We start from the raw sequence: 19,136 nt of genomic DNA on the forward strand, positions 1-19,136 counted from the left end.
AACCCGGAAGCTAAGACCCACAGCGCCGATGGTACTGCACCCGCCAGGGTGTGGGAGAGTAGGACACCGCCGGACCACACCACAAGGGTCGAGCCCCCGCACACCACGTGCGGGGGCTCCCCACATCAACCACCACACACGGGCCCGGCACCCACCCGCGAGCCGACACCCCTCAGGCCCCCACCCCACCGGTGCGGGGCCTGTTCTCATGCCGCAGCGGCCCGGACGCACCGGGGCGCGGCAGGATCCACCCCGAACTAAGTCCTTCGCCGGGACGGGCCCTGCGGCGCGTGCGCCCGAGGGGCGGGAGGAGGATCCCCGATCGGCCTAGCATGAGCGCATGCACCTGCGCCCGACCACCCCCGACGACCTCGAGGTCCTCCGCGCCTGGGTGCCCACCGAACCGGACATGGTCCTCTGGTCGGGCCGGACGTTCGCCTGGCCGCTGGACCGCGCGCAGCTCGAGGCCTATCGGTCCGAGGGGCGCCGGCGCTGCTGGTCCGGATCCGCGGGACCGGGGGAGCGGATGGCCGGGCACGGCTCCCTGCTGGTGGACGAGGTGGCCGGCAGGATGCGGCTGGGGTGCGTCGTCGTCGACCCCGCCCTCCGGGGGGAGGGGCTGGGCCGTCGGTTCGTGACGGCTGCGGTCGCGGAGGCCTTCCGGATCTCGGCTCTGCCGGTGCTGACGCTCGGCGTCTACGCCCACAACGCGGCCGCGCGGCGGCTCTACGGCAGCCTGGGCTTCCGCGAGACCGGCGCGGTGCGCGACACCAGGGTGGGCGAGCGGACCTGGCGCGCGCTCGAGATGGCGCGTCCGCGCGCCCTGTGACGCTCTCCCGGGTCAGGGGCGCCGCAGGTTCACCTCGCCGGCCCGGCGAGGTTGTCGGCGGGCCGGCTGTCCGGCGCGGGTCCGTGGACCTCCGTCCGCACGGCACCCGGCAGGAGGCCGCCGGAGAGGGCGCCACGGCCCGCAACGGCACGGTCCGAGGCGGTGGCGGGCCCGTCCGTGCCGGAGCTCCCGGCACGGGGGTGGAGGCTGCCGGGGCCGGTCCCGACATTGGCCGGGGCGAGAGCCAGGACGACCAGCGCGACGCCGATGACGGCCAGCCCGGTCCAGCCGAGACCCGTCAGGCGCTCACCCACCACGAGCACGGCCAGCACGGCGGCGACGGCCGGTTCGGTGAGGGTGAGGGTGGTCGCGGTGCTCGGGCGCACCCGGGCGAGGCCGAGGCCGAAGAGGAAGTAGCCCAGGAACATCGGCACCAGGGCCGTGTAGGCCGCGGCCGTGAGCGCCTGCGCCGACTGGAGCAGGGGCGCGCCGGTGAGCAGCAGGACGGGCATCAGGAGCGCCCCGCCGACGCCGAACACCGCGCCCATCGACGCCGCACGGCCCACCGCGTGGCCCATGAGGCGGTGCACCACCCAGGAGTAGAGCGCATAGGTGGTGCCGGCCACGAGGCCGAGTCCGATGCTCGCCGCGGTGGCCGGGGCCGAGGCCGCCGAGTCCCCGGCCCGGGCCAGGCAGAGCAGGCCGCTGCCGAGGATGCCCAGGAAGGCGGCCAGCTTCCACCACCGGCTCAGGGGGAGGCGTTCGACCACCCGTTCCAGGACGCCGGAGGCCAGGGGTGCGGAGGCCAGGGAGACGACCGTGCCGATCGCGACCCCGCCCAGGCGCATCGAGCTGTAGAACGCCAGGGGATAGATCGCCACGGCGGCGGCTCCGAGGGCCACCAGTCCCGCGTGCGCCCGCAGGGCGTGCCGTGCGCGGCGCAGGGCGGGCAGGGCGATGGCGGCCTGCAGGAGTCCTCCGACGCCCAGGGCCGCGGCGCCGATGGCCAGGGGTCCGGCCGCGTTGGCGAAGGTCGCGGCGGTCCCGGTCGTCCCCCACAGGACCGAGGTCACCAGGATCGCGGCGATGCCGCCGGCCCGGCCCCTCACCGGGCGGCCAGCAGGTCGGCGGCGATCGCGCGGGCGCGCAGGAGACGGGCCGGCTCGCCCTCGAGCCCGGCGCGGGCCATGGACCCCTCCAGCAGGAAGCTCAGATGCTCCGCCAGCCCGTGCGCGGTGGCCGGGTCGGTCAGTTCCTCCAGCGGGTCGAGCAGGAGTTGCTCGACCTCCTCCTTGTGGCGGCGCACGGCGGCCCGGGCCGGGTCCGTGACGGGCAGCTCGGCCGCGGCGTTGAGCAGCCCGCAACCGCGGAACCCGCGCTCGAGGGCCGCCGCCGCGTGGTCGGCGTAGGCGTCGAAGACCGCCAGCACGCGCTCCTGCGGGGTGCTGGTGTCCTGCACGCGGGCCCGGTACAGCCGGAGCCACTCCTCGTGGCGGGCCTCGACGTAGGCCTCGACCAGGGCCGCCTTGGAGGCGAAGTTGTTGTACAGGCTCATCTTGGCCACCCCCGCCGACGCGGTGATCGCGTCGATGCCGGTGGCCGCGATGCCGTCGGCGTAGAAGCGCTGGGCGGCGGCCTCCAGGATCCGCGACCGCGCGGACCCTCGACGACGGCCGACAGCGTGCTGGTCCGTGCTCATGGAACGACCTCCCGAGTGATGGGTAGACCAGTCTACCTATTGAGGGTGTGGGGAAGGACCCTCCGCGATTCGTGCCGGCGCCGGAGGCATCCGGGGAAGCATCCGGGCGCCGGAGGACCTACTCTGTCAACATGCTGATCACCACTGCGGCTCCGACCGCCCCTGCCGAGACCGCGCCGGAGGTCCTCCGATGAGCGGCGGTCTGATGGCCCTGCTGGACGACGTCGCCGCCCTGGCCCGCGTCACCGCCGCCTCCGTGGACGACATCGGCGCGGCCGCGGGCCGGGCGAGCATGAAGGCGGCCGGCGTCGTCGTCGACGACACCGCCGTGACCCCGCAGTACGTCCAGGACGTCTCCCCGGCGCGCGAGCTGCCCATCATCTGGCGCATCACCAAGGGCTCCCTGCGCAACAAGCTGGTCTTCATCCTCCCGGTCATCCTGCTGCTGAGCCAGTTCGCGCCGTGGCTGCTGACCCCGATCCTCATGCTCGGCGGCAGCTACCTGTGCTTCGAGGGCGCGGAGAAGATCTGGGCCAAGGTCTCCGGCCACGGGGCCAAGACCAAGGCGCCCGTGGTCGAGAAGGGCAAGAGCGCGGAGGACACGATGGTCGGCGGCGCGGTGCGCACCGACCTGATCCTCTCCGCCGAGATCATGGTGATCTCCCTCAACGAGGTCGCCGGCGAACCGCTGCTCTCCCGCGCGGCGATCCTGGTGGTGGTCGCCATCGGCATCACCGTCCTGGTCTACGGCGTGGTGGCCCTGATCATCCGGATGGACGACTTCGGCCTGCACCTGGCCGGGCGGTCCTCCCCGGCCGGCCAGAAGATCGGGCACGGCCTGGTGAAGGGCATGCCCGCGCTGCTCGCGGTGATCTCGGTCGTGGGCACCGCCGCCATGCTCTGGGTGGGCGGGCACATCGTGCTCGTCGGCGTCGACGAGCTCGGCTGGCACCCGCCCTACGAGGTCGTGCACCACGTCGAGACGCTGGTGCACGACGCCGTTCCCGGTGGTCTCGGCGCGGCGCTGGCCTGGCTCACGAACACCTTCTTCTCCGCGGTCCTCGGCCTCGTCTGGGGCGCCGTCCTGGTGCTGGTATGGGAGCTGCTCCCCTTCGGCAAGGGCAAGCACGAGGCCGACCACGACGCTGCCGGAGCGCACGGGGACCACGGCGGGCACTCCTCGGGGACCACGGACGGCAGCGCCGCCCCGGACGGGTCCGGTCCCACGTCCCCGGGTGACGGGGGTTCCTCGGCGGTCCGGTGAGCGCGGCCGCCCGCCACGGGCGGCCCGAACGCCCCGGACGTCACGGTGTGACCGTGGACCGGCGCGGCCCCGTCCCGCGGGGTGCCCCCGCCGGTCCACGGCCCGCACGTCCGGTGCTCCCGGTGCCGGTGTGCGCCTACCCCCACGGGTCGGCGGCGTCGGCCTCCTTCGCGCGGGCGTCGAGGTACTCCTGCAGGACGGCCGAGCCCAGGTCCGCGGGGTCCGGGGCGACCACGCGCCCGTCCACCCGTTCGGCCATCCGCAGCAGGAACCGCTCCAGCCCCGGGTCGTCGCCGAGCCGGAAGAACGTCGTCTGGGCGCCCAGGCGTCCCAGCCGGTCCAGCTCCTGGACGGTGGCGCGCAGGGTGGCGGGCTCGGCCGGCCAGGAGAACCAGCTCTCGCCGTCGGGCAGCAGGTGGGCCGTGGGCTCGCCGTCGGTGACGACGAGCAGCACGGGCTGGGCGGAGGGGTGCTTGCGGAAGAAGCGGGTGGCGAGCAGCAGCCCGTGGTGCAGGTTGGTGCCCTGCTCCCGCCGGGGCGGCAGGGACGTGAGCTCCTCGATCCGCAGGTCCCGGGCGTAGCGGCCGAACCCGATGAGCTGGAGCCGGTCCCCGCGGAAGCGGGTGGAGACGAGGTGGTGCAGCGCCAGGGAGGTGCGCTTCATCGGCACCCAGCGCCCTTCGGCGGCCATCGAGTACGACGTGTCCACGAGCAGCGCGACGGCGGCCTGGGTCCGCGCCTCCGTCTCGGCCACCTCGATGTCGCGGACGTCGATCCGCAGTCCCCGCCCGGCGTCGCCGCCCTCGGCGACCGTGCGGGTGATGGCGTTGGTGAGGGTGCGGGTCACGTCCCAGGGCTCCGCGTCCCCGAACTGCCACTCCCGGGTGGCGCCGGTCGGCTCCCCGGCCGCGCCGGCCAGCCGGGTGTCCCGGGCGCCGGGCCGGCCGGAGAGCCGCTGGGCGGTGTCCCGCAGCAGCGACTTCCCCAGCCGCCGCACGGCCCGCGGGGACAGGCGCAGGTCCCCGTCCTGGTCCCGCTGCAGGTAGCCGCTCTCCCGCATCGCCCGCTCCAGCTCGGCGAGGGTCCGCGCGGAGACCGCGGCGTCGTCGCCGAGCTGGCGGGCCAGCGCGTCGAGGTCGAGGTCGTCCAGGTTCGCGCCCTCGTGGTGCTGGGACAGCTCGTCGGCCAGCGCGTCGAGCTCGGCGATGTCCTGCAGCACCCCGGTGCCGTCGCCGAGACCCAGGCCCTCCCCGCCCTGGAAGCGCTCCGACCCGCTCCAGTCCTCGCCGGGGCGCAGCGCCTGCAGGTTCGCGTCGAGCTGGCCCAGCTGCGCCATGAGGTCGGGGGAGCCGAAGGCCTGGGCCGAGAGCTGCATCAGCTCCTGGCGCTGCTCGGGGGTCATGGAGTTCAGCATCCGCTGGGCCGCCGCCGAGCGCTGGGCCAGGGCGTCGATCAGCTCGTCGACCGACTGCGGGTCCTCCGGGAAGTGCTGACCGTGCTTGGCCATGAAGTCCTGGAAGTCCTCGTCGGTGTCCTCACCGCGCCCGTGCTTCTCCAGCAGCTCGTTGAGGTCGCGCAGCATCTCGGCCACCGCCTCGCGGTCGGCGTCGGTGGCGTTCTCCAGCGCCTGCTTCATGCCGGCGAAGCGCTGGTCCAGGATCTCGCGGCCGAGCAGGTCCTTGATCTGCTCGTAGGCCTCCCGCGCGGAGTCGGACTGCCAGTCGTAGTCCGCGAGCTCGCTCACCGCCGCGGCCGTGGAGCGGGGCAGCCCGTCCAGCTGCATCTCGCGGAACGACCGGTCCATCGGGTCCATCCGGGCGTCGCGCAGGAACTGCTCCCGCTCCAGGCGCAGGGCCTTCTCCAGCAGCTGCTTCGCCTCGTCGAGCGTGCCGCCCAGACGGTGCTGCTTCAGCAGGTCGCGACGCCGCTGGTGCACGCGCCGGGACAGGTCGTCGAGGCCCTCCCGGCCGCGGCCGCCCCGGCGGAGGAACTCCCGCATCGCCTCCTCCGGCGAGTACCCCGCCATGACGTCCTCCGAGACGGCCGCCAGCGCCTCGGAGAGGTCCACCGGCGGGGCCAGCGGATCCGGCCCCCCGGCAAACCGTCCGTACCGCGATGACCGGTGGTGTGCGGGCATGACGCCCCCTAACGTGTCGTGGCGCTGACGCGGCGAGCGCTCAGCCGTAGATGGTGCCGTCCTCGTCGGAGTCCTTGGAGATCTTTTGGGCCAGGAACAGCCCTTCCAGGGCCAGCTCGATGGCGCTGGCGCGCTGTCCGGCGCTGGTGGCCCCGAGCCGGGCCGCGATCTGCTCGTAGACCGGGCCGTCGCCGTCGGACTCCGGCAGCTCGGGCAGGGCGGCGAGGAAGTCCCGGGCCGAGACGTCGTCACCGGTGGAGACCGTGGTGCGCCCGTCGAAGGCCTCCACGACCGGGCCGAGGTCCAGGCCGCGGAAGCGGCCCCGGACGGTCTCGGCGGTCGCCCGGCGCAGCAGGTGGTCGAGGATCGCGCGCTCGCGGCCCTCCTCGCCGGACTCGAACTCGATCTTGCCGCCCAGGACGTCGGTGGCCGTCTCGACGTCGACCATGCGGGCGACGGCGTCGTCCTCGCGGCGCACCGTGGCCCGCCGCAGGGCCGCCGCCGCGACCGTCTCCGCGCCCGCGATGGCGAACCGGGCCGAGACCCCCGAGCGCTGGTCGACGGCGGAGGAGTCCCGCAGCAGGCGGGTGAAGCGGGCCAGGATCTCGAGGATCGTCTCGGGGACCTCCGCGACCAGCTCGGCCTCCTGGCGGATGACGGCGATCTCGTCCGCCAGCTCGAGCGGGTAGTGGGTGCGGATCTCGGCGCCGAACCGGTCCTTGAGCGGGGTGATGATCCGGCCCCGGTTCGTGTAGTCCTCGGGGTTGGCGGTGGCCACCACCAGCACGTCCAGCGGCAGCCGCAGGACGTACCCGCGGATCTGGATGTCACGCTCCTCCATCACGTTGAGCATGGCCACCTGGATGCGCTCGGCAAGGTCGGGCAGCTCGTTGATCGCCACGATGCCGCGGTGGGCGCGCGGCACGAGCCCGTAGTGGATGGTCTCCGGGTCCCCGAGCCGGCGCCCCTCGGCCACGCGCATCGGGTCCACGTCACCGATCAGGTCCGCCACGGACGTGTCCGGGGTCGCGAGCTTCTCCACGTAGCGCTCCGAGCGGTGCCGCCACACGACGGGCAGCTCGTCGCCCTCCAGCAGCACGCGCCGCCGGGACTCCTCCGTCAGGGGCTCCTCCGGGTGCTCGTTGAGCTCCGAGCCCTCGATGGCGGGCGACCACTCGTCGAGCAGGCCGGCGAGCGTGCGCAGCAGCCGCGTCTTGCCCTGGCCGCGCTCGCCGAGCAGCACGACGTCGTGGCCGGCCAGCAGCGCCCGCTCCAGCTGGGGCAGGACCGTGCGCCCGAGCCCGTGCAGCCCCGGCCAGGGATCCCCGCCCTCCGCCAGCGTCCTCAGCAGGTTCTCGCGGATCTCCTGGCGCAGGGGTCGGGGGGAGTGCCCGGCCGCGCGCAGCTCGCCGAGCATCCGGATGTCGGGTCGATCAGTCCGATCAGTCACAGCGCCACAGTATCCCCGGCGTCAAGAGGGCCGGGGACCTCGGCGGCGGACCCTCTGGTCAGCGCCGCCCCGATCGGTACGCTGGTACATCATGGCAACGCGGAAGAGGCCCCGGAGCACGCTCGTCCTGCTCGTGCGCCACGGCGAGACGCCCACCACCGGCAAGGTCCTGCCGGGACGGGCGCCCGGCCTGCACCTGTCCGACCACGGGCGCGCCCAGGCCGAGCAGGTCGCCGAGCGGCTCGCGGGGGTGCCCGTGGACGCGGTGCTCACGTCCCCCCTCGAGCGCACCCGGGAGACGGCGCAGCCCACCGAGGCCCGGACCGGGCGCACGGCCGTCGTGGACCCCGGGCTGCTCGAGTGCGACTTCGGGGAGTGGACCGGGGCGGAGCTCTCCCGGCTGTCCCGGCTCTCGGCCTGGTCGGCCGTCCAGCGCGCGCCGTCGACCTTCCGCTTCCCCGGCGGGGAGAGCTTCCCCGAGATGCAGGCCCGGATGGTGGCCGCCGTGGACCGGGCCCGTGCCGCGCACGAGGGCGGGGTGGTGGTCTGCTTCTCGCACGCGGACCCCATCAAGGCGGCCCTCGCGCATGCCCTCGGGACGCACCTGGACCTCTTCCAGCGGATCGTGGTCAGCCCGTGCTCGGTCTCGGCCATCTCCTACGCGCCGGGGCAGGCGCCTACCGTGCTCACGCTGAACTCCACCCACGAGCCGCTGAGCGGGCTGAGAAGCCCGTGAGCAGGTCCCGGTGAGCGAGCTCGTGCTCCTCGCGGAGGGGCGGATGGAGCTGCTCGGGATGATCCGGGGCAGCAGCAACTCCGCGCTGCTCGTGGAGGTGTGCCTGGAGGACCGCTCCGCCTGGGCCGTCTACAAGCCCCGGGAGGGGGAGCGGCCGCTGGTCGACTTCGCCCCGGGCCTGCACCGGCGGGAGCGCGCCGCGTACCTGCTCAGCGAGATCCTGGGCTGGGGGATCGTCCCGCCCACCGTGGTGCGCGACGACGGCCCGTTCGGGGTCGGTTCCCTGCAGCTGTTCGTGGAGCACGACCCGCTGGCGCACTACTTCACCCTGTACGACGACGTCCCCGGCAGCCACGACGCGCTGCGCCGGATCGCGCTCTTCGACGTCGTGGCGAACAACGCCGACCGCAAGGGCGGGCACGTGCTGCGCGGGACCGACGGCCGGGTGTGGGGGATCGACCACGGCCTGTGCTTCGCGGCCGGCTACAAGCTGCGCACGGTCGTCTGGGACTTCGGCGGCGACCCGGTGCCCGGGGACCTGCTGGCGGCCCTCGCACCCCTGGCGGACTCCGTTCCCGACGAGCTGGCCGACCTGCTCACCGCCCCGGAGGCCTCCGCGCTCCAGCAGCGGGTGTGCCGCCTGCTGGAGCGCCCGGTCCTGCCGGTCGACGTCACGGGGCGCCGGGTCCCCTGGCCCCTGCTCTAGGCCCCGGGTTCCGTCGGAGTTCCGGTCCGGGCCGGAGCTCCTGACCTGCCCCCGGAACTCCTGGTCCGTGCTGGTGGGGGGCGGCTCGGACCGCCGCGCCGGGGCGGCGGGGACGCCGCACGGCGCAGCGTCTCGGCCGGGCTCTCGCCGTAGGCCTGCCGGTGGCGGCGGGCGAAGTCCCCGGAGTGCGCCATCCCCCAGCGCAGAGCGATGGACCGGACCGTGCCGCCCGCCTCGGGGTCCGCCTGCAGCAGGTCCTCGTGGGCCGCCGTGAGCCGCAGCTCGCGGAGCCGGCCCCCCGGCGTCGTCCCGGCGTGCGAGCGGAAGGCGGTGCTGAGCTCGGCCGTGCTCAGGCCCGTGTGGCGGGCGACGTCCTCCACGGTGATCGGCAAGGAGAGATGTGCATGCATGTACTCCACGGCACGCCGGTAGGCGGACTGCAGGTCGGTGGTCGAGGCCCGGCGGGTGCGCGGTTCGCCGAGGAGGGCGAACGCCTCCAGGGTCGCCACCGACATCCTCCGCAGCAGATCGGCACGCAGCAGCGGGACGGCCGCGACGGCGGGGTCGGTCAGCGCCTGCTCCACGAACTCGTGGGTGCTGCGCCAGTACCGCTCGCGCGCCGGGGAGACCGGGTGCGGGCCGTCGAAGGCCACCTCGAGCGACTCGTCGCCGAGAGCGTCCCGGGCCGTGCGCCGCAGGGCGTCCGGGCCCAGGTTCACCGAGGCGACCGACAGCTCGTGCACCTCGCCGTAGTAGTCCTGGCCCGGCTGGAGCAGGAACAGGCCAGGCCCGCCACCGGCCTGCCCGTCGATCCGCCAGCGGACTCCTCCGGCGCGCGGCCGCAGGACCGAGAAGGCCCCCTCGACGACCATGTGCCCGGCGACGCTGCCGCGGAAGACGAGCGCGCCCAGGTGGAGATCGGAGTCCCCGTCCACGTCCTGGCTGTACAGGAAGGACCCCCGGTCCTGGACCGTGGCCATCCGCGCACGGGTGTAGACCTGCTGGAGCGCCTCGTTGGCCACGTCGGGATCGGTGGTCGCGAGGTGCAGGCTCATCGGTGTGGCGGGTGTCATCCTCGGGTCCTCTCCTGGGGTCAGGTGCGCAGCGTGACGGCCGGGGCGCGCCCGTACCGGTCCCGGTAGGCGGCGGCGAAGCGCCCGCGGTGGGTGAAGCCCCACCGGGTGGCGACGGCCTCCACGGTCGCCCCGCTGTCGGGGTCGGCGGCGACCAGGTCCCGGTGGGCGGCGTCCAGCCGGGCCGCGCGCAGGTGGGCGGTCGGGGTGGTGTCCAGTTCGCGCCGGAAGGCCGCCTGGAGCCCGCGCACGCTCATCCCGGCGGCCGCGGCGATCTCCGCGAGGCCGATGTCCTCGTCCACGTGCTCGTCGATGTAGGCCACTGCGCGCCGGAGCCCGGCCGGAGCCGGGCGGGACTGCCCGGGCAGGGTGTGGCTCCGGTCCAGGAACGAGCCGGGGAAGGTGTGCAGCAGCGCGGTGGTGAGGGACCGGGTGAGCTCGGCCCGCAGGAGCGGGCTGGCCAGCGCCTCGTCGTCGGCCAGCAGGTTGCGCCCGAGATGGGCGACGGTGCCCAGCCAGTACCGGGACATGGCCGCCGAGACCGGGCGGGACGCGGTGAACGCGAGCCGGAAGTTCTCGTCCCCCAGCAGGCCCCGCGCGTGGGCCTCGGCCGCGGCGGGGTCCACGGCCACCGTCATGGCCTCGATGTCCTCCCACCAGCTGGCGTACGTGCGCTGGGGGAAGAGGAAGGGCCCGGTCCGCGGAAAGCGGTCACCGGCGCTGATGGCGCTCACGGCGCCCTGCGTCACGTGGCACACCCGCAGCACCCCGGCGCCGTCCGTGCGCCCGGTCGTGGAGGAGCCCATCAGCCGGACCCGCTCGTAGCTCACCGGGCCCACCGCGGTGGCGGCCAGGTCCATCGAGAACCGGCTCTCCCGGTCCCGGCGCACGTCCCGGATGGCATAGACCTCGTCGAGCACGGCGATGCCCTCCGCCGGGTCCCGGGTGGCGAACACAGAGCGCCGCACCTGGCAGTTCATGCCTGAAACGCTACGCCCCGGCGCCTCCGGCGTCGACCGTTCCGCGCCGGGAAGCCGGCCCGCTCTCAGTCGCGCAGGGTCGTGGCGGGGTTCTGCCCGAACCGCTCCCGGTAGGCGGCGGCGAAGCGCCCGGGGTGGCTGAAGCCCCAGCGGGCGGCGATGCCCGCCACGGTGGCGCCGGTCCCGGGGTCCGTGCTCAGCAGCTCGGCGCGCACCGCCTCGAGGCGCATCCTGCGCAGGTGGGCCAGGGGCGTGGTGGACAGCTCCCGGCGGAAGGCCGCCTGCAGTCCCCGCGGGCTCATCCGGGCCGCGCGGGCGATCTCGCCCAGTCCGATGTCCTCGGCGGCGTGCTCCTCCATGAAGGCCACCGCCCGGCGCACCCCGGCGGGCGCCGCACGCTCCGGCTCGGGCGCGGCCGAGCGCTCGAGGAAGCTGCTGGGGAACGCGTGCAGCACCGCGGTGGCCAGGGCCCGGAAGGTCTCGGCGCGCACGAGCGGGCTGGCCATGGCCTGCTCGTTGCCCAGCTGGTACTGCCCCAGCCCGGCCACGGACGCGGCCAGGTACTTGGCCATGGCCGGGCTGACGGCTTCGGCGCCCGTGAAGCGCAGGCGGAAGTCCTCGGCGTCCAGCAGGCCGGCCGCGTGCGCCTCCACGGCCGCCAGGTCCAGGGAGAGGGTCAGCAGGTCCACCTCGTCCCACCGGCAGGTGTAGGAGCGCACCGGGAAGAGGAACGGGCTGGGTCCGGGCGCGGTGGACGTGTCGTCCGTGAAGGCGAGCCGGCCGCCCAGCACCCGTGCGACGCGCAGGGTGCCCGGGGCGTCGATCAGCGCCGCGGCGGGCGCGCCGCTGAGGCGCACCCGTTCCAGGCTCAGCCGCTCCACCGCCCCCAGGGTCTGGTCCATGGAGAACGGGGTGTCCGGGGACACCCGGACCCGGGCGGCGTAGACGTGCTCAAGGACCTCGACGCCCTCCGAGGGGTCGTGGGAGACGAACCGGAGCTTGCGCACGGCCGGTCGCCGCTGCTCCACCTCGTCCGCACGGGGTGCCCGGCCGGACGCGTGGGGGGAGGGGGCCTCCGCCGGGATCGACGACGGTGCGCCGGGGACGGGAGGGGGCATGGGGAAGTCCTTGGGGTGCGGCGAACGCTCCGGCCGTCTGCTTGACCTGCCGGTGCGGAACGACCCCGTGCTACGCGCTGCAGCCCGGGTCCGGGCACCGGTGCTCTGCTCAGTGTAGACACCGGGGCCCCCGCGCCGCGGGACGGTGTTCCGGCGCGCGGCCCCCGACCTCTGGTCAGCCGGGGTGTCACGCTCTACCCTTGTCAAGACGCATTGCGTTTTTCGAACCACGGTACGTCCGACGCACCGTCACGATTCGACATCTTGCGGCCGGACCGTCCCGGCGAGTCCGGGACGGTGGTCGCCCCGGGGCTCTGCACGAGAGTGAGGAGGGCGTCTTGACCATCACACAGCCTGCCGGCGCGGACCGGGCGGCACCGATCGTCCTGCGCCCGGCCCGGGTCTCCGACATGTTCCTGCTCATGGACCTCGCCGACCAGGTGGGGTACTGCCTGAACCCGGAGTGGATCCGCACGCGCCTCCGGGCCGAGCCCGGGACCGAGGCGCACGTGGTCGCCACGCTCCAGGACCTCCTGGTCGGGGCCGCCCACGTCTACCTGTCCCCGCGGCAGGCTCCCGGGGGCGCGGTGCGCGCGAGCGTCACGGCGCTGGCCGTGGACGAGGAGCACCGGGACGAGCGGATCGGGTCCGGCTTGCTGGCCAGGTGCGAGGAGCTGGCCCGGGGGATGGGGGCGCACACCCTGGAGATCGTCATCCCCTCCCGCCGTCACGAGGACCTGCGCGGGTTCTGGCACCGCCACGGCTATGCCCGCGACGACGCCTCGCCCTTCGTCAAGGTGCTCGGCGCCCGCCCGTGAGGGCCCGCCCGCGGAGGAGCACTCCGCGGCGTCCGCCGCGGCTGGGCGTGGTGCGCACCGACCGGAAGCCGGTCGGACGCCGCGCCGCCCCCGGCGCCAGGCCGACCTCCTGCAGGACGGCGCGGACCTGCGGGTCCGCGGCCGGGTGGGCCCGGGCTCTGCCGGCGGTGTAGCGGGTGCCGGGCCACTGCCAGCGGGACACCGCGATCCGGCCCAGCCGACGGGCGCCCGGGCCGGCGGCGAGCCGGGTCCGTGCCTCGGCGGTGAAGAAGGCCAGGTGGCGTTCCTTGACCTGCACGGCGGCCCCGGTGGTGGCGGCCAGCCGCGGCTGGGCCGCTCCCAGCCGGCGGTAGGACTCGGCGAGCACGGCGGTGTCGAGGCCACTGGTGAGCATCTGGGCGGCGGTGGTCTCGGCGCCCAGGAGGTTGCTGGTGACCGCCCCGAGCAGCGGGCCCAGGCGCTCGTCGCGGACCCGGCGCAGGCGCCCGAGGGCGGTGACCGGGTCCTGCCCGGGTGCCCGGCCGTTGGCGGTCAGCACCGCCCCGAGGGTCCGGACGAGCCAGTGCTGCTCGTAGGCCCAGGTGGTGAGGAAGGCGGTCACCCGGGACTGGGCGTGGGTGGGGGTCACCAGGAAGTCCCGCAGCCGGTGCAGCAGGGCCCGCTCGGCGGCCTCCAGGGTAGCGAGCGCCTCCAGGGCGGCCGGGTCCAGGCCGGTGAGGGCGGGCAGGTCCAGGTCGGCGGGGCGCACCGGGAGCGGGTCGGCCATGTAGGCGCGCACGTCGAAACCGGCCGGGGCGCTCATGCGCGCACGCCCCGGGCGTCCAGTGCGTCGGCGACCACGGTCAGTCCCTCCATCCCGGGCAGCTTGGCGATCTGCCGGTCGATGGCCTCGATCTCCCTGCGCCCCTCGGGGCCGGCGAAGAGATGGGTCATCACGTGGGTGACCTCCTCCTCGGGCGAGACGCCGGAGCCGACCGGCTGCCACGCGGTGCGCAGTGCCAGGCGCGCCAGCTTCTGCGCCCTGGGGTTGTCCTGCAGCCGGGCGCGGGCCTGGGTGGTGTAGAAGGCGATGTGCTTGGTCTCCTGGGCGGCGATGCGCCGCACCAGCGGGGCGAGCACGGGGTGGTCCTCCAGGGCGGCCAGGCGCCGGTAGGCGGCCGCGGCCGAGCGCTCGTTCACCGCGCCCCAGAGCATGTGCACGGCCACGAAGTCGGTGCCCACGATGTTGGACAGCAGCGACTGCTTCACCGGGCTGATCCGGTCCCGCCAGCCCAGTTTCACGCGCTTGGCCTTGACCTCGTCGAAGGTCACGGTGATCCCGTGCAGGTCCAGGACGTGGGCGAGGGCCTCGCCGTGCCAGAACTCCTCGTGGTTCCAGATGGTCATGAAGGCGCTGACCTCGGGGTCCCGGCGGGAGGGGCTGACGAGCATGTCGCGCAGGTAGCACACGGTGTGGAACTCCACGTCACACATGTAGCGCAGGGTGCGCAGGGTCTGCGGGGGCAGCGGGTCCGTGCGGAACGCCTCGAGCCCGAGGTCCTCCCAGCCCACGCTGGTGGACTCCTCGGCGAAACGGTCGATGTCGAAGGCCATGACGTCACTTCCTCTGGTCGTGGTGGCGGTCTCGTGGAAGTATTCGGAGCCGGTGGCGCCGTGGATGGGTGGCCGGAACCCCGGCTCCCGGCCGGCCGCGCCGCCCACGAGACAGGAGACGCACCCATGGCAGGACGCACGGCACGGCACCGGGTCGAGGTGGGCGGCGCGCCGCTGTCCTACCTCGCCTCCGGGGATCAGCAGGCCCGGCCCCTGATGCTGCTGCACGGCACCTTCTGGAGCCGGGTGTGGCAGCCGGTGCTGCCGGCCCTGGGGGAGGCCGCCCGGTGCCTGGCCCTGGACCTGCCCGGCTTCGGCGCCAGCGGCGGGGAGCTCGACGTGGCGCACGCCACCGTGCCGGCCCTGGCCGACACGGTGCTGGCCGCCGCCGACGCACTGGGGCTGGAGGAGTTCGACCTGGCCGGCCACGACATCGGCGGCGGGATCGCCCAGCACGTGGCCGCCACCAGCGGGAGGGTGCGGAAGCTGGTGCTGATGAACTCCGTGATGTTCGACTCCTGGCCGGTGCCTGCGGTCGAGCGGTTCCGGGACCCGCAGGTGCGGGCGGCCACCACCGTGGAGGAGCTGCTGGCGGCCCGGGAGGCCTCCACCCGCGGCAGCGTGGCCCGGGAGCTGGGGGAGGAGGAGCTGGCCGAGTACCTGGCGCCCTGGCGGGATGCGGTCCGGGTGAGGTCCTGGACGGCGCTGGCGGCCGCGGCGGACCCGCGGTACACGCTGGAGCTGGTGCCGGCCCTGCAGGAGGCGGCCCTGCCCACCCGGCTGGTGTGGGGCCGCGACGACGACTTCCAGAGGATCGGCTTCGCACGCCGCTACGTCGAGAACATCCCGGGGGCGGACCTGGTGGAGGTGGACGGCAAGCACATCCCCACCGAGGACTCCCCGGCCGCGGTCGCCGCGGCGATCCTGGAGCACCTCACCGGAGGGGATACGGGCCCGTGAACAGCAACGACAACCGTGAGGTGGATACGTGGTGAGCAGTCCCCGGACGATCGTGTTCGACGTCAACGAGACCCTGTCCGACATGGCCCCGCTGGGGGAGGCCTTCGCCGCGGCCGGCGCCCCCGCGCACCTGGCGCGGGTCTGGTTCGCCGGCATCCTCCGCGACGGCTTCGCCGTCACGGCCGCCGGCGGCAACGCGGCCTTCGCCGAGATCGCCCAGGACAGCCTCGTGCGCCTGCTCGCGGAGACCGGCGACGGGGCGGACGAGGGCGCCGCGGGCTCGATCATGTCCGCGCTCAGGAGCCTGGAGGTGCACCCCGACGTCGTCGCCGGGATCGAGGCCCTGAGCCCGCTGGCCGAGCTGGTCACGCTGAGCAACGGTTCGGCGGGCGTGGCCGAGGGCCTGCTGGGCCGCGCCGGGGTCCGGGAGCGGTTCCGCGCCCTGCTCAGCGTCGACGACGCCCCGGCCTGGAAGCCGGCCCGATCCGCCTACGCCTACGCCGCGGCGCAGTGCGGCCGACCCGCCGGGCAGATGCTGCTGGTGGCCGTGCACCCGTGGGACGTCCACGGGGCGCACGAGGCGGGGCTGCGGACGGCGTGGCTCAACCGCACGGGAGCCCAGTACCCCGGCTACTTCGCCCGGCCGGACCTCGAGGCGGCCGACCTGCCGTCCCTGGCGGCGCAGCTGGGCGGCGTCCCGGCCTGATCCGCGGCGCGGCCGGCCGACGACGCGCCCGGCCACGCCGGCCGGCGCGGCCGGTCCGGCGGCTCCAGTCCGGCGGCTCCGGTCCGGGGCGTCGCAGGCGGCCGGGAAGACGCCGCACCGGCCGGTGCGGCATCCTGGAGCGGTGGCCCACATCGTGCTGGAGGTCGACCCCGCGCTCCGGTTCCTGCTGCCCCCGCGCCGCCGCGGTCCCCGCTTCCCGCTCGAGGTGCCGGGCACGGACACGGTCGGCCACGTGGTGCGCATGGTCGGCATCCCGCCGACCGAGGTCGGCACGGTCCGCCTCGACGGCCGGGAGGTCGACCTGGCGACCCGGCCCACCGCCGCGGACCCCGGGCCGCCGGGGGCCGGTGGCCCCGGGAGCGGGCCCGTGCTCGCCGTCGGCGCCCGGCCGAGGCCCCAGCCCACCCGGCACCGTCCGCCGCGCTTCCTGCTCGACGTCCACCTGCGGCCCCTGGCCCGCCGCCTGCGCCTGCTGGGCCTCGACGCCGCCTGGGAGGCCGACGCCGACGACCCCCACCTCGTGGAGCGCGCCGCCCGGGAGGAGCGGGTGCTGCTCACCCGGGACCGCGGTCTGCTCCACCGCGGGGCCCTGCCCGAGGGCGCCCTGGTGCGCGGGGAGCGGGCCGACGAGCAGCTGGCCGACGTCCTCGACCGCTTCGACCCGCCCCTGGCGCCGTGGACCCGCTGCCTGCGCTGCGGCGCCCCGCTGGAGGAGGCGAACGCGGAGGACGTGGCCGAGCAGCTGATGCCCCGCACCCGGCGGGCGTACCGGTCCTTCTCCCGCTGCACCGGCTGCGGGCAGGCCTACTGGCGCGGGGCCCACGCCGACCGCCTGGACGCGGTCGTCGCCCGCGCCCTTGCCGCGCGGCGGCCCCCGGCGTAGCTTGGGGGCCATGTTCCTGTCCTGATGCCCCGGCCCGCGCCCGCGGCCGGCACCGTCGCCCCGAGCCCGTGCGGCTCCGCGCACCCGGTGCCGCACCGGCCCGGCGGGCCCCGCTCCCGCATCGACAGGACCCCGTGATGACCTCGACCCCCCTGCACCTGCGCCTGGACGGCGTCGGCTTCGGCTTTCCCGGCCGCCGCGTCCTCACGGACGTCTCGCTGACCGTCCCGGCCGGTGCGCGCATCGGCCTCATCGGCGAGAACGGTGCCGGCAAGACGACCCTGCTGCATCTGGCCGCCGGGCTGCTGGTGCCCACCACCGGCACCGTCCACCGCCCCGAGGGCACCGGACTGCTCCGGCAGCAGCTGGACCTGCCCGCCCGGGCCACGGTGGGGGAGGTGGTGGAGGGCGCCGTCGCCGACGTCCGCGCCCTGGAGCACCGCCTCGCCGCGCTCGCCGCCGGCATCGCCCGGGCCCCCGACGACCCGGCGACCGCGGACGCCTACGACACCGTCCTGCGCGACGCCGAACGCCAGGGCCTGTGGGCCCTCGACGCCCGGATCGAGGCGGTCCTCGGCGGGCTGGGCCTCGGCGGGCTGCCCCGGGACCGCCGGATCGCGGAGGTCTCCGGCGGTCAGCGCCGGCGGCTCGCCCTCGCCGCGCTGCTGCTGTCCCGGCCCGCGGCCCTGCTGCTCGACGAGCCCACCAACCACCTCGACGACGCGGCCGTGGACTTCCTCGTGGCCGAGCTGGCCGCCCGGCGGGCACCCGTGCTCATGGCCAGCCACGACCGCTGGTTCCTGGACGCCGCCGCCACCGGGGTGGTCGACCTCGACCCGGCGCTCGGCCCGGACGAGTCCGCCGGCGGCCCGGCCCGGCAGGGCACCGTGTCCGGCGGCGGCTACTCGGCCCACCTCGACCGGCGCGAGGCCGCCCGCCGCCGCTGGGGCGAGCGCTTCGCCGCCCAGCAGGAGGAGCGGCAGCGGCTGCAGCAGGTCGTCGACGTCTCCGGGCGGGAGATCTTCCACACCACGGCCCCGAAGTCCGAGGGCCGCATCACGCGCAAGTTCTACAGCGACCGCGCCGCCAAGACCGTCGGCGGACGGGTCCGCGCGGCCCGCCAACGGCTCGACGCGCTCGAGCGCACCGTCGTCGGCGCCCCGCCGGCCCCGCTGCGCTTCGCCGGGATCCCCGGGGCCGCGGACGACGACGCCGGCGGTCCCCTGCTCCGGCTGCACGGAGCGGCCGTCTCCGGGCGGCTGGCCCCGACCGACCTCGTGCTGCACGCCGGGGACCGGCTGCTGGTCGAGGGCCCGAACGGCACGGGGAAGTCCACGCTGCTCTCCCTGCTGGCGGGTGAGCTGCGGCCCGACGCGGGCCGCGTGGAACGCCGGGGCGGCGCCGTCGTGGGACGCCTGGCCCAGGAGGACGACTGGCCGGACCTCGCCGTGGCCGCCGGGGCGGCCTACCGCGCCCGGCTGCGGGACGCCGACCGTGCGCCGACGCTGCGGGAGCTCGGGCTGCTGCGCGACGAGGACGCCGCCCGCCCCCTCGGGGAGCTGTCCCCGGGCCAGCGCCGCCGGGTGGCGCTCGCGGTCCTGGTCGCCGAGCCCGCCCCGCTGCTGCTGCTGGACGAGCCGACCAACCACCTGTCCCTGGCCCTGGCGGGAGAGCTCGAGCAGGCCCTGGAGGACTTCGCGGGGACCGTGGTGCTGGCCACCCACGACCGGTGGATCCGGCGGCGCTGGACCGGCCGGGTGCTCTCGGTGCCGCCGGCCGGGGCGGGCGCGACGCCGCCCCGGCGGAGGACGGCCCTTGAGGGCATTCGGAAGCTGGCTTAGTGTTGAGGTCCGTCGACAACCCACGGAGGAGGAACCATGGCCGCAGCAGTGGACAGGAACTGGTGGCGGAAGGTGCTGGTGATCGCGACCCTGCCCGTCGCGGCGCTGGGCGTCACCGGGTGCGACAACACGGAGTCGGGCGGTGAGGAGGGCGTGGAGCAGGAGGCCACCACCGGGACCGAGGAGACCGCCGCCCCCGGGGCGACCATCGGTGAGGAGGAGAGCGCGCCGGAGGAGGAGAACGCCACGGGGGGCGAGCTGCCCTACGAGGACGGCGAGGAGGAGGAGGGCCGGGGCGGGAACTGACCCCCCGCTCCTGCCC

The 19,136-nt window shown here is 75.3% G+C and carries 19 protein-coding genes and 1 rRNA gene; 11 read left to right on the forward strand and 9 right to left on the reverse strand.

What is annotated here, in order from left to right; genetic code table 11:
* Together rrf and ACWCOM_RS03365 are read left to right on the forward strand one after the other, a co-directional pair.
* Window positions 1-75 (forward strand): 5S ribosomal RNA (rrf, locus tag ACWCOM_RS03360); the annotation flags it as partial.
* A gap of 265 nt (window positions 76-340) precedes the next feature.
* A complete protein-coding gene (locus ACWCOM_RS03365; protein WP_454547322.1) occupies window positions 341-829 on the forward strand; it encodes a GNAT family N-acetyltransferase in 489 nt (162 codons plus the stop codon).
* A 29-nt stretch (window positions 830-858) separates the two neighbouring features.
* Here the strand turns inward: ACWCOM_RS03365 and ACWCOM_RS03370 are convergent, their stop codons facing one another.
* Together ACWCOM_RS03370 and ACWCOM_RS03375 are read right to left on the reverse strand one after the other, a co-directional pair.
* Window positions 859-1,938 carry a DMT family transporter gene (locus ACWCOM_RS03370; protein WP_454547323.1) on the reverse strand — a complete coding sequence of 360 codons (1,080 nt, stop codon included), beginning with the start codon at window positions 1,936-1,938 and terminating at the stop codon, window positions 859-861.
* Window positions 1,935-2,528: a TetR/AcrR family transcriptional regulator gene (locus ACWCOM_RS03375; protein WP_454547324.1), complete on the reverse strand. Its 594-nt coding sequence runs from the start codon at window positions 2,526-2,528 to the stop codon at window positions 1,935-1,937. The genes ACWCOM_RS03370 and ACWCOM_RS03375 overlap by 4 nt, the downstream gene beginning before the upstream one ends.
* Before the next feature lie 190 nt (window positions 2,529-2,718).
* On the opposite strand from ACWCOM_RS03375, the gene ACWCOM_RS03380 reads away from it, so the two are divergent.
* Entirely contained in the window at window positions 2,719-3,792 is a 1,074-nt protein-coding gene (locus tag ACWCOM_RS03380) for a DUF808 domain-containing protein (RefSeq protein WP_454547325.1), read from the forward strand.
* A gap of 136 nt (window positions 3,793-3,928) precedes the next feature.
* Here the strand turns inward: ACWCOM_RS03380 and ACWCOM_RS03385 are convergent, their stop codons facing one another.
* On the reverse strand, window positions 3,929-5,929 hold the full coding sequence (locus ACWCOM_RS03385) for a vWA domain-containing protein (RefSeq protein ID WP_454547326.1): 2,001 nt from the start codon (window positions 5,927-5,929) through the stop codon (window positions 3,929-3,931).
* A 40-nt stretch (window positions 5,930-5,969) separates the two neighbouring features.
* Window positions 5,970-7,346 (reverse strand): sigma 54-interacting transcriptional regulator, encoded by a 1,377-nt coding sequence (locus ACWCOM_RS03390; RefSeq protein ID WP_454547509.1) that lies wholly within the window; start codon window positions 7,344-7,346, stop codon window positions 5,970-5,972.
* A 124-nt stretch (window positions 7,347-7,470) separates the two neighbouring features.
* On the opposite strand from ACWCOM_RS03390, the gene ACWCOM_RS03395 reads away from it, so the two are divergent.
* Window positions 7,471-8,115, forward strand: coding sequence for an MSMEG_4193 family putative phosphomutase (locus ACWCOM_RS03395; protein ID WP_454547327.1), 645 nt, complete (start codon window positions 7,471-7,473; stop codon window positions 8,113-8,115).
* Window positions 8,116-8,125: 10 nt separating this feature from the next.
* Window positions 8,126-8,821 (forward strand): SCO1664 family protein, encoded by a 696-nt coding sequence (locus ACWCOM_RS03400; RefSeq protein ID WP_454547328.1) that lies wholly within the window; start codon window positions 8,126-8,128, stop codon window positions 8,819-8,821.
* On the opposite strand, the gene ACWCOM_RS03405 is transcribed toward ACWCOM_RS03400, so the two are convergent.
* The 3 genes from ACWCOM_RS03405 to ACWCOM_RS03415 form a co-directional block, all read right to left on the reverse strand.
* Complete coding sequence (locus ACWCOM_RS03405; protein ID WP_454547329.1) at window positions 8,818-9,894, reverse strand: helix-turn-helix transcriptional regulator; 1,077 nt, start codon at window positions 9,892-9,894, stop codon at window positions 8,818-8,820. The two genes, ACWCOM_RS03400 and ACWCOM_RS03405, sit on opposite strands and share 4 nt — an antisense overlap.
* 20 nt (window positions 9,895-9,914) lie before the next feature.
* A complete protein-coding gene (locus tag ACWCOM_RS03410) occupies window positions 9,915-10,874 on the reverse strand; it encodes a helix-turn-helix domain-containing protein (protein WP_454547330.1) in 960 nt (319 codons plus the stop codon).
* A gap of 65 nt (window positions 10,875-10,939) precedes the next feature.
* Window positions 10,940-11,992: a helix-turn-helix transcriptional regulator gene (locus ACWCOM_RS03415; RefSeq protein WP_454547331.1), complete on the reverse strand. Its 1,053-nt coding sequence runs from the start codon at window positions 11,990-11,992 to the stop codon at window positions 10,940-10,942.
* A gap of 338 nt (window positions 11,993-12,330) precedes the next feature.
* On the opposite strand from ACWCOM_RS03415, the gene ACWCOM_RS03420 reads away from it, so the two are divergent.
* Complete coding sequence (locus tag ACWCOM_RS03420; protein ID WP_454547332.1) at window positions 12,331-12,810, forward strand: GNAT family N-acetyltransferase; 480 nt, start codon at window positions 12,331-12,333, stop codon at window positions 12,808-12,810.
* Here the strand turns inward: ACWCOM_RS03420 and ACWCOM_RS03425 are convergent.
* Complete coding sequence (locus ACWCOM_RS03425; RefSeq protein WP_454547333.1) at window positions 12,785-13,612, reverse strand: hypothetical protein; 828 nt, start codon at window positions 13,610-13,612, stop codon at window positions 12,785-12,787. The two genes, ACWCOM_RS03420 and ACWCOM_RS03425, sit on opposite strands and share 26 nt — an antisense overlap.
* Complete coding sequence (locus ACWCOM_RS03430) at window positions 13,609-14,403, reverse strand: ferritin-like domain-containing protein (RefSeq protein ID WP_454547334.1); 795 nt, start codon at window positions 14,401-14,403, stop codon at window positions 13,609-13,611. Before ACWCOM_RS03430 ends, ACWCOM_RS03425 begins: the two co-directional genes overlap by 4 nt.
* 126 nt (window positions 14,404-14,529) lie before the next feature.
* Between ACWCOM_RS03430 and ACWCOM_RS03435 the strand changes: the two genes are divergently transcribed.
* The 5 genes from ACWCOM_RS03435 (at window position 14,530) to ACWCOM_RS03455 (ending at window position 19,120) form a co-directional block, all read left to right on the forward strand.
* Entirely contained in the window at window positions 14,530-15,363 is an 834-nt protein-coding gene (locus ACWCOM_RS03435) for an alpha/beta fold hydrolase (RefSeq protein ID WP_454547335.1), read from the forward strand.
* A gap of 31 nt (window positions 15,364-15,394) precedes the next feature.
* Entirely contained in the window at window positions 15,395-16,069 is a 675-nt protein-coding gene (locus tag ACWCOM_RS03440; RefSeq protein WP_454547336.1) for a haloacid dehalogenase type II, read from the forward strand.
* A gap of 142 nt (window positions 16,070-16,211) precedes the next feature.
* Window positions 16,212-16,973: a Mut7-C RNAse domain-containing protein gene (locus ACWCOM_RS03445; protein ID WP_454547337.1), complete on the forward strand. Its 762-nt coding sequence runs from the start codon at window positions 16,212-16,214 to the stop codon at window positions 16,971-16,973.
* A gap of 137 nt (window positions 16,974-17,110) precedes the next feature.
* Window positions 17,111-18,814 carry an ATP-binding cassette domain-containing protein gene (locus tag ACWCOM_RS03450; RefSeq protein WP_454547338.1) on the forward strand — a complete coding sequence of 568 codons (1,704 nt, stop codon included), beginning with the start codon at window positions 17,111-17,113 and terminating at the stop codon, window positions 18,812-18,814.
* Between the two features lie 36 nt (window positions 18,815-18,850).
* On the forward strand, window positions 18,851-19,120 hold the full coding sequence (locus ACWCOM_RS03455) for a hypothetical protein (protein ID WP_454547339.1): 270 nt from the start codon (window positions 18,851-18,853) through the stop codon (window positions 19,118-19,120).
* The last annotated feature ends 16 nt before the right edge of the window (window positions 19,121-19,136 follow it).

This window comes from Kocuria sp. KH4 (assembly GCF_053711175.1).